The organism is Mesorhizobium sp. P2_A8, assembly GCF_056404935.1.
The window spans coordinates 89,777-103,939 of the sequence record NZ_JBFUDB010000007.1 but is presented as its reverse complement, the minus strand read 5'-3'; the positions used below and the strand labels follow the sequence as shown (position 1 = coordinate 103,939).

The 14,163-nt window shown below is 61.0% G+C and carries 19 protein-coding genes; 12 read left to right on the top strand and 7 right to left on the bottom strand.

Features of this window, described 5'->3' with window-relative positions:
- The first annotated feature begins 165 nt into the window (after positions 1–165).
- The 3 genes from AC1D10_RS20985 (at position 166) to AC1D10_RS20975 (ending at position 2,264) form a co-directional block, all read left to right on the top strand.
- On the top strand, positions 166–777 hold the full coding sequence (locus AC1D10_RS20985) for a VOC family protein (RefSeq protein WP_477275182.1): 612 nt from the start codon (positions 166–168) through the stop codon (positions 775–777).
- Between the two features lie 282 nt (positions 778–1,059).
- Positions 1,060–1,908 carry a serine O-acetyltransferase gene (gene cysE, locus AC1D10_RS20980; RefSeq protein ID WP_379097267.1) on the top strand — a complete coding sequence of 283 codons (849 nt, stop codon included), beginning with the start codon at positions 1,060–1,062 and terminating at the stop codon, positions 1,906–1,908.
- 152 nt (positions 1,909–2,060) lie between these two features.
- Entirely contained in the window at positions 2,061–2,264 is a 204-nt protein-coding gene (locus AC1D10_RS20975) for a DUF3126 family protein (RefSeq protein ID WP_091578397.1), read from the top strand.
- Positions 2,265–2,432: 168 nt separating this feature from the next.
- Here AC1D10_RS20975 and AC1D10_RS20970 read toward each other — a convergent pair whose 3' ends face one another.
- Positions 2,433–3,164, bottom strand: coding sequence for a hypothetical protein (locus AC1D10_RS20970; protein WP_477275179.1), 732 nt, complete (start codon positions 3,162–3,164; stop codon positions 2,433–2,435).
- A 124-nt stretch (positions 3,165–3,288) separates the two neighbouring features.
- On the opposite strand from AC1D10_RS20970, the gene AC1D10_RS20965 reads away from it, so the two are divergent.
- A complete protein-coding gene (locus AC1D10_RS20965; RefSeq protein ID WP_477275177.1) occupies positions 3,289–3,630 on the top strand; it encodes a DUF6949 family protein in 342 nt (113 codons plus the stop codon).
- 19 nt (positions 3,631–3,649) lie between these two features.
- Positions 3,650–4,177 (top strand): gamma carbonic anhydrase family protein, encoded by a 528-nt coding sequence (locus AC1D10_RS20960; protein ID WP_477275175.1) that lies wholly within the window; start codon positions 3,650–3,652, stop codon positions 4,175–4,177.
- Positions 4,178–4,216: 39 nt separating this feature from the next.
- Here the strand turns inward: AC1D10_RS20960 and AC1D10_RS20955 are convergent, their stop codons facing one another.
- From AC1D10_RS20955 to AC1D10_RS20930, 6 genes are all read right to left on the bottom strand, one after another.
- Positions 4,217–4,777, bottom strand: coding sequence for an ankyrin repeat domain-containing protein (locus tag AC1D10_RS20955; protein WP_477275173.1), 561 nt, complete (start codon positions 4,775–4,777; stop codon positions 4,217–4,219).
- A gap of 117 nt (positions 4,778–4,894) precedes the next feature.
- Entirely contained in the window at positions 4,895–5,647 is a 753-nt protein-coding gene (locus AC1D10_RS20950) for an NYN domain-containing protein (RefSeq protein ID WP_477275171.1), read from the bottom strand.
- A gap of 290 nt (positions 5,648–5,937) precedes the next feature.
- A complete protein-coding gene (locus AC1D10_RS20945) occupies positions 5,938–6,546 on the bottom strand; it encodes a transglutaminase-like cysteine peptidase (protein ID WP_477275169.1) in 609 nt (202 codons plus the stop codon).
- Between the two features lie 85 nt (positions 6,547–6,631).
- On the bottom strand, positions 6,632–6,811 hold the full coding sequence (locus AC1D10_RS20940) for a hypothetical protein (protein WP_477275167.1): 180 nt from the start codon (positions 6,809–6,811) through the stop codon (positions 6,632–6,634).
- 20 nt (positions 6,812–6,831) lie between these two features.
- Positions 6,832–7,449 carry a PilZ domain-containing protein gene (locus AC1D10_RS20935; RefSeq protein WP_111542442.1) on the bottom strand — a complete coding sequence of 206 codons (618 nt, stop codon included), beginning with the start codon at positions 7,447–7,449 and terminating at the stop codon, positions 6,832–6,834.
- Positions 7,450–7,568: 119 nt separating this feature from the next.
- Positions 7,569–8,201, bottom strand: coding sequence for a PAS domain-containing protein (locus tag AC1D10_RS20930; protein ID WP_379097289.1), 633 nt, complete (start codon positions 8,199–8,201; stop codon positions 7,569–7,571).
- 390 nt (positions 8,202–8,591) lie between these two features.
- Between AC1D10_RS20930 and AC1D10_RS20925 the strand changes: the two genes are divergently transcribed.
- From AC1D10_RS20925 to AC1D10_RS20895, 7 genes are all read left to right on the top strand, one after another.
- On the top strand, positions 8,592–9,350 hold the full coding sequence (locus AC1D10_RS20925; RefSeq protein ID WP_477275164.1) for a rhomboid family intramembrane serine protease: 759 nt from the start codon (positions 8,592–8,594) through the stop codon (positions 9,348–9,350).
- 88 nt (positions 9,351–9,438) lie between these two features.
- The gene (locus AC1D10_RS20920; RefSeq protein WP_184870665.1) at positions 9,439–9,870 is read left to right on the top strand and encodes a CBS domain-containing protein; all 432 of its coding nucleotides are present in this window, start codon (positions 9,439–9,441) and stop codon (positions 9,868–9,870) included.
- Between the two features lie 229 nt (positions 9,871–10,099).
- Positions 10,100–11,605, top strand: coding sequence for an Asp-tRNA(Asn)/Glu-tRNA(Gln) amidotransferase subunit GatB (gene gatB / locus AC1D10_RS20915; protein ID WP_477275162.1), 1,506 nt, complete (start codon positions 10,100–10,102; stop codon positions 11,603–11,605).
- Positions 11,602–12,297, top strand: coding sequence for a hypothetical protein (locus tag AC1D10_RS20910; protein ID WP_477275160.1), 696 nt, complete (start codon positions 11,602–11,604; stop codon positions 12,295–12,297). The genes gatB and AC1D10_RS20910 overlap by 4 nt, the downstream gene beginning before the upstream one ends.
- 16 nt (positions 12,298–12,313) lie before the next feature.
- Entirely contained in the window at positions 12,314–12,799 is a 486-nt protein-coding gene (locus AC1D10_RS20905; RefSeq protein WP_477275158.1) for an N-acetyltransferase family protein, read from the top strand.
- A 149-nt stretch (positions 12,800–12,948) separates the two neighbouring features.
- Complete coding sequence (locus AC1D10_RS20900; RefSeq protein ID WP_477275156.1) at positions 12,949–13,647, top strand: AIM24 family protein; 699 nt, start codon at positions 12,949–12,951, stop codon at positions 13,645–13,647.
- 169 nt (positions 13,648–13,816) lie between these two features.
- Positions 13,817–14,161 (top strand): VanZ family protein, encoded by a 345-nt coding sequence (locus tag AC1D10_RS20895; RefSeq protein ID WP_477275154.1) that lies wholly within the window; start codon positions 13,817–13,819, stop codon positions 14,159–14,161.
- Positions 14,162–14,163 lie beyond the last annotated feature (2 nt).

Genomic DNA, 14,163 nt, shown 5'->3' with positions numbered 1-14,163 from the left:
GCCAAAACACGGCACAGCGGAAGGCTGCGGGGGAGCCATGGTGCCACACCCGATTGACCAAATCGAAGGACGGCGGGAAGCTCCTTGCCATGAGCAGGATCCACGCGGTCACCCGCTCGGACGCATCTTGTCATTTTCAAAGCACTCAAACCCAAGGAGCCTGACATGACCACTATCGACATGAAGCTGGAGGCCGTCGTCATTTCCGTTTCGGATGCCGATCGGGCCAAGCGGTTCTATGGTGGCCTGGGTTGGAGGCTCGACGCCGACTTCGTCGTTGGCGATGCGTTTCGGGTCGTGCAGTTCACGCCGCCGGGGTCACCATGCTCGATCCATTTTGGCAAGGGACTGACGACCGCCGCGCCAGGCTCGGCAAAGGGGCTTTATCTCGTGGTGTCCGATATCGAGGCGGCGCGTGCCGAACTCGTGGCGCGCGGGGTCGATGCGAGCGAAGTGTTCCACCGTGCGGGCCCTGGGCAGCCGCCGATCAGCGGCAGACATCCTGAGGGGCGCAGTTATTCCTCCTATGCCTCGTTCAGCGATCCGGATGGCAACAACTGGCTGCTGCAGGAGATCACCCAGCGATTGCCGGGGCGCGTGGATGCCCTCGACACGACATTCACCTCGTCGACCAAGCTTGCCGCCGCGCTGCGGCGTGCGGCGGCCGCGCATGGCGAGCACGAGAAGCGGACCGGCGGACAGCGGGATGAGAACTGGCCCGACTGGTACGCCGAATACATGGTAGCGGAACAGGCCGGCAAGCCGCTGCCGACTTGAACAGCGGCCATTGTTGCGGCGTCATCGCCATCGCGGCGAACTTGGGCACGCTGGCCACCAGACCGCTACACCTTCCGCGGTCAAGCGCGGAAGGCTCGCTTTCAGTGGCTCATCGATCAAGGGTTCGTTTTCCATGGCTGCTTGAATTCCCGCGAACCAAATCCATTTGACACAGCACTAAGGAAAATTGAGTTCAATCGTGCTACGATCTGGCTTATATGTGCCGCCAGACAACAGGCAAGCACAACAAGCAAGCCCGGCAGGACGCAGGACGAGACGGCGATGAACAGCATCAGCATTTCCCGACACAGCGCATTGCAGCCGGTCGACCCGATCTGGCGCTCGATCCGCGACGAGGCGATGGAGGCGGTCAACCGCGACCCGCTGCTTGCCGCGTTCCTCTATTCGACCATCCTCAACCAGGACAGCCTGGAAGAAGCGGTCATCCATCGGCTGGCCGAGCGGCTCGACCATCAGGACATCGGCTCCGATCTCATCCGCCAGACCTTCAAGTCCATGCTGGCCGACGACAAGGACTGGCCGACGACCGTGCGCGTCGACATCCAGGCCTATTACGACCGCGATCCGGCCTGCGACCGCTTCATCATGCCCGTGCTCTATTTCAAGGGTTTTCACGCCATCCAGACCCATCGGCTGGCTCATTGGCTGTGGAAGCAGGGCCGCAAGGACTTCGCCCTTTACCTGCAGAGCCGTTCGTCGTCGGTCTTCCAGACCGACATCAACCCGGCCGCCCGCATCGGCAAGGGCATCTTCATCGACCACGCCACCGGCCTCGTCGTCGGCGAGACCGCGGTCATCGAGGATGATGTGTCGATCCTGCATGGCGTGACGCTGGGCGGCACCGGCAAGGCCGGCGGCGATCGTCACCCCAAGATCCGCTACGGCGTGCTGATCGGAGCCGGCGCTAAGATCCTCGGCAACATCGAAATCGGCCATTGCTCGAAGATCGCGGCAGGCTCGGTGGTGCTGTCGCCTGTGCCGCACAACAAGACGGTTGCCGGCGTGCCCGCCCGCGTCGTCGGTGAGACCGGCTGCGATCAGCCGTCGCGCCAGATGGACCAGCTTCTGCCGTCACAGACGATGGATCAGGTCGTCAGCTTCGACATCTGATTTTCATCTGCCCGCTGCCTGTAGCCGGAGTCTAGCCGCAGGCAAGAGCGGGCGGTTGTTCTCGTCTTATCGGGCCGCTTGCCTTTACATCGCCATTGTCGACGTGCCAGAAGCGCCTTCGAACGAGCAAGCCCGATGATCGGAGAAGACTGTTGAAGCCGGACGAAATCAGAAAGCTGGACGCCTATTTCAAGCGCGTCTTCCAGAACCCCAAGATCGAGGTCAAGGCACGGCCGCGCAAGGAAGATTCGGCCGAGGTGTATGTCGGCGACGAGTTCCTCGGCATCGTCTTCAAGGACGAGGACGACGGCGACTACAATTTTTCGATGGCGATCCTCGACATCGATCTGGCCTGAGCCAGCCATCCAGTGCTCGGCCGGCTCCGCCACGAATGCGGCCGGCCAGCCCGATCTCCAAGCTTTCCTAGAGCAATTCCAGGAAAAGTGTGAAACGGTTTTCCGTCCGGAACTGCGTCAAAACAAAGAGATAGAGCGGTTCTGCATTTCCGTTAAACGGTAAACCGCTTAATGTCCTGTTTTCAGGATGCGCGCGGCTTCGGTGGCAATTGCCGCGTCGAGCGCCTGCCAATCGTCCAGAAACTCCCTGGGGAAGCGATAGGTGAGGCTGAGCTCGTCGCCGATCTGGATGTCGCGCTCGCAGGGCGCCAGCGATTCCTCGGCACTCGGACCGCTCAGGCAGCGGGCCACGAACGGGTCCTTGCCGGGGCGCTTGCCGACAACCAGATCCTCATTCAGGTAGCCTGATTTTTCATTGAAGCCATACACCGTCGTGCCGCCGGGGCCGGCAATGCCGGGTTGGGTAATCAAAGCGCTGTAGATCGGCGCGAAGCGACCGCTCATGTCGCGCGACATCATCTGCTGTTCGAAGGACAGGAAAATGATGTTCCTGCTCGCTCCCATGTGATTGAAATCGTCGCGCGCCGGCTCGCTGTAGCCGTCCATCTGGGGATAGCGCAGATAAAGGTCGAGCCGCGAGGCGATGCCGTCGCGTCGCGCCTGGGCGAAACGGATGGCGTTGGCCGGCACGGCGATGACATTGTTGCCGATCACCACCTGGTGGATCGTTGGGTCGTCGGTGTATCCGGCCATCGCGATCGAATGGCCGAACCATTTGCCGCCGAGGCTGATCGCTACCGACAGCAGCGCCAGCGCCGCGAATGCGTAGAACACCCGCCTCATCAGCACGGAATCGACCACGGTGAGTTCGGGGCCGTCGGTGGTCGCTGCCTGTTTCATCTCAGTCCTCGGATCCACGCTGCTGTGCGCCTTTGGGTGTCCCTGGGCGGCACACATCGCACGGCACGGCTCTTGCAGCCTTCATGGCACGACTGTGCAATTTCATGGTAAATGGAACGTAAAGATGAGCTCTCTGGCACTCACCGTATTCGCTTTTGTCGTCGGACTGACGGCCTGCGGGCTGGCTGGATCGATGATGGAGCTGGTGTCGGGCCGCAAGGTCGCCTTCACTGAGCCCTATGTGTCGCCGTCGCATCTGCTGCGCTCGCTGCTCGCCACCGCTTGTGCAGGCCCCTTCATGTTGGTCAACGACGCCCTCGATGCCCGGCGGGAGCGCCGCATATCGACCTTGGCGCTGATGTCCTGCGGTTGCACGGCGATTGCCTGGGCGCTGGCGCTGGGCGTCGTCGTGCTCGCCATTGCCTCGTGGGCGATCGGTCTCCTAGGCTCCAGCCTTCCAGGCTGAGACGATTCGGAGACCGAAAATGCCGCTTTATGCGATCGATGGAGCGGAGCCCAGCTTCGCGGATGTGGACTCAAACTGGATCGCGCCCGATGCGACTCTGATCGGCGATGTACGCGTCGGCCGCAATGCCGGCATCTGGTTCGGCACCGTCATTCGCGGCGACAATGAACCCATCGTCATCGGCGCCGACACCAATGTGCAGGAACACACGGTCATGCACACCGATCCCGGCTTCCCGCTGACGATTGGCGAAGGCTGCACGATCGGCCACCGCGCCTTGCTGCATGGCTGCACGATCGGCGACAACAGCCTGATCGGCATGGGCGCCATCGTGCTGAACGGCGCCAGGATCGGCAGGAATTCGCTGGTTGGCGCCGGGGCACTGGTCACCGAAGGCAAGGAATTTCCGGACAATTCGCTGATCGTCGGCTCGCCGGCCAAGGCAATCAGGGTGCTGGACGACGCGGCTATTGCCAGACTGCGCGGCTCGGCGGCTCACTACGTTGCCAATGGCAAGCGCTTCAAGGGGGGATTGAAGAAGGTTTGAGGCCAGCGTGTCCGGCCGATGGTTTCATCGCGCCCCAACTCACCGTCGGTTAGAGCCGCGCCTGGCCATCGCATCGCGCAGCAAGGAAGCGCCGGCTTCAAAGCCGGCAATGTCGGCTTCCTCGGTGGCTGTCCTGTAGTCATCGATGCGGGTTTCGAGCGCCGGGTCGGCGCCCGCCGCCAAAAGCAGGCGGATCGCCTCGACGCTACGGATGGCCACCGAATAGTGAAGCGGCGTCCAGTCGTTCACGCCCCGCATGTTGGGGTCGGCGCCACCCTCGATCAGCACCCGCACAATTTCCAGTCTGTCGGCCCGGTCAGTGGACAGCGCGGCAATGATTGCCGGAAACCCACCGTGATCCTGATAATTCGGATCCGAGCCCGCATCCAGCAAAGTCGAGATGAAGCCTACGGGGCTCCAATAGATCGCATACTCCAGCGGGTGCCCGAGGCCGAACTCGAATGGCATGCGCTCGTTGAACCAGCAGGGCGACCCGCCCAGGGCCACACCGAGGCCCTCGAAATCGCCGGCTTTGAAGGCATCGTCGATCGCCTTGAACAGACGATGGCGCTCGCATCGATCTTCCGGGATTTCCAACATCACCGCGATCCAGAAGGCGAAACCAACGGCCTATTGTGCCTCGATCTCCTGCCCGTGGAAAGGCGGTCGCCTGATGTGCTTGGCGGGTCGGTGGGACCTGTGACCCGCCAGACGTCGCTATGTGGCTTTGTTTTTTACCTTTTTCCCAGCCGCGGGCTTGGTCCGTATTCGCATGGCTCCGCCCTTCGGGGTTTCGATTTCAAATGCGTCTGTACTCCGCACCAGATCGCTCAATTTGCTGAAACCGTAGGTACGGGGATCAAAATCGGAAAACAGGTTTGACAACTGTTTTCCAAAGGTGCCGAGCAGGACCCAACCATCCTCGCTTTCCATCTGACCAATGACTTTCTTGAGTATGGGCATCGCAGCACTGGGCACTTGAAGCGGCTTGGTTGCGGGCGCGGCATCCTGAATGTTCGCCGTGCCCCGCAGAAGATTTTCGGTGTAGACGAAACGGCGACATGCTTGCCGGAAGCTTTCCGGAGTTTTCTGCTCCCCAAACCCGAACACATCGACGCCTTGTTCGCGTATGCGTGCAGCAAGCCGGGTGAAATCACTGTCGGAAGAGACCAGACAGAAACCGTCGAAACGACCGCTGTGGAGCAGGTCCATGGCGTCGATCACCAGTGTGATATCGGACGCGTTCTTGCCGGTGGTATAGGCGAACTGCTGCTGCGGGATGATCGCATGCTTTGACAAGACGTCTGCCCATCCCTTCGATCGGGCGTTTGAAAAGTCACCATAGATGCGGCGGACGCTGGCTTCGCCAATCTTCGCGATCTCCTCGAACAGGCCGTCGACAATCTTGGCAGAGGCGTTGTCGGCGTCGATAAGAACTGCAAGGCGCGGTGATCGGGGTTCGGTCGGCATGCGACACTTCCTGCGGCTGGCGGGAGCTTCGAACTGAAGCCGGCGAAACCGTTGCCGAACCGCCGTTCGCGCTACTTTGCTGTTGTAGCAGAGGCATGTGGCAAACAGAAATCTAAGCCGTTGAAATCGTATCTTTTATCGGAATTTCAATGAGTTACCGCCAGAAATGGTGGAGCCGGCCCGGGGACGGGGCCGGCTCCTTGACCCGGTCGTTGGGGACGGGGAGGGTGGGGACTCGACCGGGTTTCTCCTTAGGCGGTCGCATTCTTGCGACGCGCTTGACCTCTGTTTTAGCGGACGCTGGCGACCGCGTCGGAGCGGCCGTCGTTGATCGTCACCCAAACACCGGAGTTCTGGTCTGACTGGCGCTTGAGGTAGGTGTAGTCGGTGTCCGTCCAGGACAGCACCTTGGTCTGCAGATTGTCGAGGATGAACTCTCCGAGGCTGGTGCGTACCGTCAGCACCGCATGGCCGTCGCCATTTGGCTGGCGCGCGACCGTCATCAGGAGATTGCCGGCGGGCACGCCCGCATCCATCAATTCGCGGCGCTTTTCCAGCGCGTAGTCCTCGCAGTCGCCATAGCCATTGTCGGGATAGGCCCAGTATTCCTCGACACCGTAATTTTCCATGTCGGTGCGCGGCTTGACCCTTGTGTTGACCGAATTGTTGATGCTGACGATCGTCGCCCACAATTTGCGGGTCAGTTCGACCGGCGCGCCCTTCGGCGTCCTTTCGCTGCATTCGCCAGGAATGCGCTGGCAGAATTCATAATGGCCAACAGGCTGCGTGGTGCGTCCGCCGGTGTGCATATAGGCCGGTCCCGCGGCATATGCTGATCCCCAAGCGGAGAGCTGCATCGCCATTGCCGCCAGCAACAGCTTGCCCCTCGTCTTCTTCATTGTTGTAGTCTCCCCGTTCGAAGGAGACATTGCCACATGTGGATTTATTTGAGGCAAAAGCGCGAAGTAGATATTGAGTAAAACCTCAATAGAATAAACATAAAATTTGAATCATTTGAGTATTAAATTGTTTGGACGTCCCGGGCGCCTTCCAGGGCTCGATGTCATACAGGCCTTCCGGGGCAGCTGCTGCAACCTTGGCCAAAGCATCTCGACCAACGGTCTCCTGAACCACAAAAAACCGGCCGCGAAGGGCCTGTTTCATAGAGTGCTTCTGTCGGCCTGTCAGGTGCGTGGCGTGTTGAATTCCGAATCAAGCGTTTCGGGACGCTGGATGACGGCGAATTCGATGGCGACGCCGTCCTCGAAATGACGAACGATCTGCCCGCGCATGGTGCCGAGCATGACCTGGATGCCGATCGCCGGCTTGACGTCGATCTCGATCGCGGCGCCAGAAAGCGATAGGTCGATGATACGACACTGGTACTGACGGCCGTCGGTGAGTTGCAGCACGCTGGTCGGATTGCGCGGCGCAACGCGCTCGTGCCGGCGGTCTTCCGGCAGGTCGAGCTCGTGCTTGTTGGCCAGCCAGGTCAACTGCGCGGCAAGCTTGTCCTTCTTGCGGTCGGACGCGATGACGGTCATCGCGAAACCGTCTTGCAAGGTCCGCGTGACGACACCCTCGATGCGGCCGATATGGTCGATATAGGCGATGACTTTTTCGCCGGGCATGCCGATGCGATCGGTGCGAAACGCCACATTGCCCGGCGACATGTCGACGACCTGGCAGGGGTGTTCGGTGCGATCTTCCAGCATGAAGCGCCCGTAGATCTTGACCCGGACGCGCTGAAAGTTACGCCTTTCAGCTTGGGACGGCGCATAGTCGATCGCCGCTGACCTCATGACTGCCTATACCTCGTTTGGCATCCCGCGCGTCGATGCGAGGAACTTCATCAGAGAAGTACAACAATGGGGGTTAACAAAGGGGAAAAGCAGGTGCCGTTACGGGCGCGATTTGCCGCCTATTCCTCGCGCCCACCGTCGAAGACGACGAGATGGCGGATGCGGCGCGCGCGACCGAGCGCCGATATGGTCTCCGGTGCCCCGAGTTCGTCGGGAACGAGCGAGGGAACATTGATCGCCGGGCGATTGTTGAGGAGTTCCTTCTCCGGATCGATGACGCGGATCGAATCGATCAAGGCGTCGGTTATCGGGTCGGCCCCCAGCCAGAAGGGCTTCTCCACAGCACTGATCACGCCCAGGCAGCGCGGATTTTCAACGCCGCCGTCGAGCGGCAAGGCGAGCAGTTCGAACTTGTTGGACCGGCCGTTGCGGCTGAAACCCTCGAAGGCGATGAGCACGACCGACTTCTGGTCGAAGACGCCATGGATCAGCCGCGAGACGAGCCGCTGATCCTTCTCGCGCCACAGCGACGGAAAGGAGAACCCCTTGAGTTCGCGGCCATAGCAGGCGCAAAGCCTGGTGCCGGCCAGCCGAAAAACGGCTTGCCCGCGCGTGTCCCTTTCCAAGATGAAGGTGTCGGCCAGCAGCGACTTTATGTCGGCCGGCTCGACCTCCGAACGCTTGGGGGCGGGGCGTCCGTCACGCAGGCGGTTCCAATATTGGAACAGCGTGATCGATCCGTTCTGGTTCATGCTATGCTGCTCCGCGCAATCTGTCGTCTGATGTCCCATCGGTGAACAGAAGGGCGCCCTCCGATGACCTACATGCGTTGCGGAGCAGGAAGCGTGCCAGCGTCGTTAACACTTGTTCACGGGTCGGGGCCGTTAAGGTTAACAAGTGGTTGACGTTGCGCCGAGGCGAGCTGCATGGCACATAAAAACCACTCCAGAAGCGGTCGTTTCGCAACGATCGGCAGCACTTCAGTCAAGAGTTTTAGGGGGAGCAGGGGGCTCGACCAGCCGTTCAAGGGAAACCTTGAACGGCTTTTTTTTGATTCGCAGTGGGGCGATTCGCCGTTTGCGGTTCGTTCGGGGGTGATCTAGATGCTCGAACCCGAATCCCATGGTTGAGTGCAATTTCATATGAGCGAACCGGTAGGCCCCTCGGAAATAGAGCCGATCGAGGATGTACCCGAACAGCGGCGCGAGCCGGTGTTCAATCTGCCACCTGTCGTGCTGGCAGTGATCGGCATCTGCGCGGCCGTCTATCTGTTGCAGCAGTACGTGCTGACCGATGCGCAGCAACTGACCCTGCTTTACGACGGGGCCTTCATCCCCGTTCTCTACACCGGACAATACGGCTTCGACTGGTTTCTTTTCTCTCGCCCTTTCACCTATGCCTTCATGCATGGCGGCTTTGCCCATATTGCCATCAACATGGTCTGGCTCGCCGCTTTCGGTTCGCCGTTGGCCAATCGCCTGGGCGCGCTCAGATTCGCGTTATTTTTCGCCGTGACCGGGCTGGCTTCGGTTGTGCTTTATTGGGCCATGCATCCGTACGGAGAGGCGCCACTGGTCGGGGCATCGGGCGCTATTTCTGGCATGATGGCGGCTGCCGCGCGTTTTGGTTTCCGCACCAACCGCTCGGCCGGCAAGGCTGCCTTCGACGGCCCTGTGCTGCCCATCGCAATCGTATTGCGCTCGCGCGGCGTCGTGATCTTCCTTGCCGTGTGGATGATCATCAATCTCGCCACTGGCCTTCTCGGCTTTGCCCCGGGCGTAGACGGCCAGATCGCCTGGGAGGCCCATATTGGCGGCTTCGTCGCCGGCTTCTTCGGACTGCGCTGGTTCGACAGGCGATGGCAACCGCCTGAATGGGAGACCACCGACCGTCGCTCTTGAAATGCAACAGATCACGGCGCACGATGTTCACTCTTATGTGAAGGCCGGTCAGGGCAGGAAACCGGCAGGCAAAGCAGAGGAGGACGCCATGACGGTTAAGGCAATTCTCGAGAAAAAAGGCCATGACGTATTGACGCTCGGGCCGAACGAAAAACTTAGCGAAGCCATCCGCATCCTTGCCGAACACAAGATCGGCGCGCTGGTCATCACCAATGGCGATCGCAAGATTGTCGGAATTCTTTCGGAGCGCGACATCGTGCGGGTTGTTGCCAGGGAAGGTGGAGCCGCGCTCGATATCGCCGTGCGTTCGGCAATGACACCGAAGGTGAAGATCTGCAATGAGAACCACACCGTCAACGAGGTGATGGAGATCATGACCAAGGGCCGTTTCCGCCATCTGCCGGTGGAAAAGGACGGCATGCTCGATGGCATCGTCTCCATCGGCGACGTGGTCAAGCGCCGTATCGAGGACGTCGAGCGCGAGGCCGACGAGATCAGGGCATACATCGCCACCGCTTGAGCGGCAAAGGAACCGCCGGCCGGTCACCGACCGGCGGAGCCAAATGCTACCTGTTGTCGAGTTCGGACCGGACGCATTCGAGCCGGCGCCGGGACGAAAGCCGCTGAAATTCCCAGCCTGCGGCTTTGCGCTTGTCTCTTTTGGCGGTTTGCACTAGCGAATGACTTCCACGTTTGACGTGAAATTCACGTTCAAACGTGAGTTCAGTCACCGCAATTCGCAGGCCGCCATGACCCTCATCGATACCCGTACCCCCGACGCAAAACGCCTGATCCCGGGCGCCACCGGCGACTGGGAGATCATCATCGGCCTCGAGGTCCATGCGCAGGTTACCTCCGAAGCAAAGCTGTTTTCCGGCGCTTCGACCGCATTCGGCGCAGCACCCAACGCCAATGTCAGCCTGGTCGATGCGGCCATGCCGGGCATGCTGCCTGTCATCAACGAGGAATGCGTCAAACAGGCGATCCGCACCGGCCTTGGTCTGAAGGCGCAGATCAACCACAAATCCGTCTTTGATCGGAAGAACTACTTCTATCCGGACCTGCCGCAGGGCTACCAGATCTCGCAGTTCAAGCAGCCGATCGTCGGCGAGGGTACGGTGATCGTCTCGGTCGGCCCCGACCGCCAGGGCGAGTTCGAGGACATCGAGGTCGGCATCGAGCGGTTGCATCTGGAGCAGGATGCCGGCAAGTCGATGCACGACCAGCATCCGACCATGTCCTATGTCGACCTCAACCGCTCCGGCGTGGCGCTGATGGAGATCGTTTCCAAGCCGGATATGCGCTCGGCCGACGAGGCCAAGGCCTATGTCACCAAGCTGCGCACCATCGTGCGTTATCTCGGTACCTGCGACGGCAACATGGACGAAGGCTCGATGCGCGCCGACGTCAACGTCTCGGTGCGCAAGCCGGGCGGTGAATTCGGCACGCGCTGCGAAATCAAGAACGTCAATTCGATCCGCTTCATCGGCCAGGCCATCGACTATGAGGCGCGCCGCCAGATCGCCATTCTCGAGGACGGCGGCAAGATCGACCAGGAAACGCGGCTGTTCGACGCCGTCAAGGGCGAGACGCGTTCGATGCGCTCCAAGGAAGAGGCGCACGACTACCGCTATTTCCCCGATCCCGACCTCTTGCCGCTGGAATTCGACCAGGCCTATGTCGATGCGCTGGCGAAGGAATTGCCGGAATTGCCCGACGACAAGAAGGCGCGGCTCATCGCTTCGCTCGGCCTGTCGACCTATGACGCCTCGATCCTGGTTTCGGAAAAGCCGATCGCCGACTATTTCGAGAAGGTGGCCGCCGGTCGCGACGGCAAGCTTGCCGCCAACTGGGTCATCAACGATCTGCTCGGGCAATTGAACAAGGCAGGCAAGGACATTGAAAGCGCTCCGGTCTCGCCCGACCAGCTCGGCGCGGTCATCGATCTGATCAAGGATGGCACCATTTCCGGAAAGATCGCCAAGGACCTGTTCGAGATCGTCTGGACCGAGGGCGGCGATCCACGCCAGCTGGTCGAGAGCCGGGGCATGAAGCAGGTCACCGACACTGGCGCCATCGAGAAGGCCGTGGATGAGGTGATCGCCGCCAACCCCGACAAGGTCGAACAGGCCCGCGCCAAGCCGAGCATGGCCGGCTGGTTCGTTGGCCAGGTGATGAAGGCGACTGGCGGCAAGGCTAACCCGCAAGCGGTCAACGACCTCGTTAAGGCCAAGCTCGGCATCGCCGATCAATGAGCCGAGACGCGAAGCCGGGCAATCCGGCAAGCGTCTCGTCGGCTTTGTTGATTGCCGGCGCCGTGCTGCTTTTTGTCGGCACGTCGCTGCATCCGATGCATGAGGACCCGACTGACGCCCTTGCCGCCTTCGGTGAATATGCCGCCGACCCCATCTGGCTGTTCAGCCACATGGCTCAGCTTGCCGGCGTCCTGTCGATGGTCGCCGGCCTGGTGCTGATCCTTGGCCGTCTGTCCGACGGCCCGCTTCGCGGTTGGGCTCTTCTGACGATCCTGTTTGGCGCGGCATCGCTGGCAGCGGCAGCTGCCTTGCAGGCCGTCGACGGCATTGCGTTGAAGGCGATGGTCAATGCCTGGGCTATGGCCGATGCGGCGACAAAGCCGTCGTTGTTCAGCGCCGCCTTTGCGGTGCGCCAGATCGAAGTCGGCTTTGCCGCAATCAGCGCTATGCTGCTCGGCTTGACGGTTCTGCTCGCCAACGTCGCCCTGCATCAGGCCCAGCGCTGTCCGTTGTGGCTGTCCTTGCTTGGCGGCGCCGGCGCTGTAGGTGTCCTGGTCGGCGGTTTCGCGATCGCGGCAACCGGTTTCTCCAGCACTGCCATGGCGGCCAACATGCCGGGCAGCATGGTGCTTCTTGTCTGGGTCGTGCTGCTTGCAGCAATCGATTTCAGACGCAATCGCGTCGCAACATAAGCGGGAGAGAGAACCCATGTTCGTCCGCACCGCCGGGGACCGCGACCTCGCTGCCATTCGTGCGCTGCTGGTCGAAACCTGGCACGCAACCTATGACGGAATCTACGGCGCCGCCAAGGTCACGGAGATCATCGACGAATGGCATTCGATCGCCTCGCTGAAGGTGCGGCTGACCAAGCCGGTCAGCGAGTTCCTCGTTGCCGATGACGGCAAGCGCATTGGCGGCGTGGCTTTTGCCGAAAGCATCGACAGCGGTAAACTGGTTGTCCTCAAACAGCTCTACGTGCTCCCGGACCTGCAGGGGCGGGGCATCGGCGGTATGCTCATCGATGAAGTCATTGAGAGTTTTCCCGAGGCGCGCGCCATCCGTCTGGAGGTGGAGGAGCAAAACACGCGCGCCATCGCCTTCTATGAGGCGAACGGCTTCGTGCGATCCGGCGATGTCGGCGAACAAACCTCGGGAAAGCCGATGCTCGTCTACCGCAGGCCTCTTGTCGGCTGACCGTCGTCTGCCGGCATATGTCTGGATCACCTTCGCGCGAGCGGCCCGATAAAGGGCTGTTTTCGTTTGACGACCCAAGGGTCCGGCACCAAAGCTGACCGCGCGGAAGCCGGAATGGACCGGCATCCAAGGCGGCGCTGAGGGTATCCATGCCGAGCTTGCCGGAACTGATGCCGACACAGGTGTCGGACGAAACCTTTGGTGGCGTCACCTATCATATTGCTGGCGAACTAGTGCCGGTGCTTTCGGTTGATGTGACCCGCATGCCTGTCTATTTCGAGCACCACATCCTGCTGTGGAAGAATTCCACCATCACCATCGGTCTGAAGTCGCTGAAGGGCGCGCTGAAGCGCATGATGGCCGGCATGCAGATCTTCGTCACCGAAGCGTCGGGGGCGGGCATCATCGCCTTCAGCCGCGACGGACCAGGCCACATCGTGCCGATCCATCTCAGGCGTGGCGAGGAGATCCAGGTACGCGAACACCAGTTTCTCGCCGCCACCGGCAATGTCGACTACACCTTCGAGCGCGTGCGTGGTCTCGCGACGATGCTGTTCGGCCAGAGCGGCTTCTTCATCGACCGGTTTCGTGGCGATGCCGGCGACGGGATCGTCTGGCTGCACGGCTACGGCAATGTCTTCGAGAAAACGCTCGCCGCTGGCGAGACCATCGACATAGAGCCGGGTGGCTGGCTGTTCAAGGATGTCTCGGTCAGGATGGAAACCAAGATCGACCGCCTGTCGAGCGGCTTCTTCGGCGCCAGCATGAATTTCATCGTCAACCGCTTCACCGGACCCGGTCGGGTCGGCATCCAGTCGATGTATCTGCACATGCCGACCGAGGAATAGGCCCGAACAAAGGGATATGTATCAGCGCCGGCCAGTTGCCGCTGTCGTTCCAGCCGGCGCGGCATAACCAATCGCACTCTGCATCGGCTGCGAGGTTCCCATCGATCCCATCCTGGCATGCGTCATCCCGGCGTTTGCTGTGCCCGCTTACGACGGATATGCAGGAAACATGATCAAACTGTCCCGCATCGCAGCACTGGTGGTGCTCGCCATCATCATTTTTGCAACCTTGTCGCCGATCCAGATGCGGCCACACATAGCCGAAGCGAACGTCGAGCGCGCCCTGGCTTACGTGTTGCTGGGCTTCACTGTGGCACTCGGCTTCCCGAATCGCCTGTATCAAGCCGTGATCTTCGTGGTTGCGACCGCCGGCGTTCTGGAATTGCTTCAGATCATCGACCCCAGCCGTCACGCACGCCTCCTCGACGCAATTGTGAAAGCCTTTGCCGGAGTGGTTGGGATCGTCGTCGGGCAAATGCTCGTCAGGCGCGGCGGACGAAGAGCATTGAGGTAGCT

Excerpts from the sequence above, each read along its gene's own strand:
- AC1D10_RS20920 (WP_184870665.1), top strand. The coding sequence starts at position 9,439 with ATGACGGTTAAGGCAATTCTCGAGAAAAAAGGCCATGACGTATTGACG.
- AC1D10_RS20900 (WP_477275156.1), top strand. The coding sequence starts at position 12,949 with ATGCCGAGCTTGCCGGAACTGATGCCGACACAGGTGTCGGACGAAACC.
- AC1D10_RS20910 (WP_477275160.1), top strand. The coding sequence starts at position 11,602 with ATGAGCCGAGACGCGAAGCCGGGCAATCCGGCAAGCGTCTCGTCGGCT.
- AC1D10_RS20965 (WP_477275177.1), top strand. The coding sequence starts at position 3,289 with ATGAGCTCTCTGGCACTCACCGTATTCGCTTTTGTCGTCGGACTGACG.
- AC1D10_RS20970 (WP_477275179.1), bottom strand. The coding sequence starts at position 3,164 with ATGAAACAGGCAGCGACCACCGACGGCCCCGAACTCACCGTGGTCGAT.
- gatB (WP_477275162.1), top strand. The coding sequence starts at position 10,100 with ATGACCCTCATCGATACCCGTACCCCCGACGCAAAACGCCTGATCCCG.
- AC1D10_RS20960 (WP_477275175.1), top strand. The coding sequence starts at position 3,650 with ATGCCGCTTTATGCGATCGATGGAGCGGAGCCCAGCTTCGCGGATGTG.
- AC1D10_RS20895 (WP_477275154.1), top strand. The coding sequence starts at position 13,817 with ATGATCAAACTGTCCCGCATCGCAGCACTGGTGGTGCTCGCCATCATC.
- AC1D10_RS20985 (WP_477275182.1), top strand. The coding sequence starts at position 166 with ATGACCACTATCGACATGAAGCTGGAGGCCGTCGTCATTTCCGTTTCG.
- AC1D10_RS20925 (WP_477275164.1), top strand. The coding sequence starts at position 8,592 with ATGAGCGAACCGGTAGGCCCCTCGGAAATAGAGCCGATCGAGGATGTA.
- AC1D10_RS20950 (WP_477275171.1), bottom strand. The coding sequence starts at position 5,647 with ATGCCGACCGAACCCCGATCACCGCGCCTTGCAGTTCTTATCGACGCC.
- AC1D10_RS20935 (WP_111542442.1), bottom strand. The coding sequence starts at position 7,449 with ATGAGGTCAGCGGCGATCGACTATGCGCCGTCCCAAGCTGAAAGGCGT.
- AC1D10_RS20940 (WP_477275167.1), bottom strand. The coding sequence starts at position 6,811 with ATGAAACAGGCCCTTCGCGGCCGGTTTTTTGTGGTTCAGGAGACCGTT.
- cysE (WP_379097267.1), top strand. The coding sequence starts at position 1,060 with ATGAACAGCATCAGCATTTCCCGACACAGCGCATTGCAGCCGGTCGAC.
- AC1D10_RS20945 (WP_477275169.1), bottom strand. The coding sequence starts at position 6,546 with ATGAAGAAGACGAGGGGCAAGCTGTTGCTGGCGGCAATGGCGATGCAG.
- AC1D10_RS20930 (WP_379097289.1), bottom strand. The coding sequence starts at position 8,201 with ATGAACCAGAACGGATCGATCACGCTGTTCCAATATTGGAACCGCCTG.
- AC1D10_RS20955 (WP_477275173.1), bottom strand. The coding sequence starts at position 4,777 with ATGTTGGAAATCCCGGAAGATCGATGCGAGCGCCATCGTCTGTTCAAG.
- AC1D10_RS20905 (WP_477275158.1), top strand. The coding sequence starts at position 12,314 with ATGTTCGTCCGCACCGCCGGGGACCGCGACCTCGCTGCCATTCGTGCG.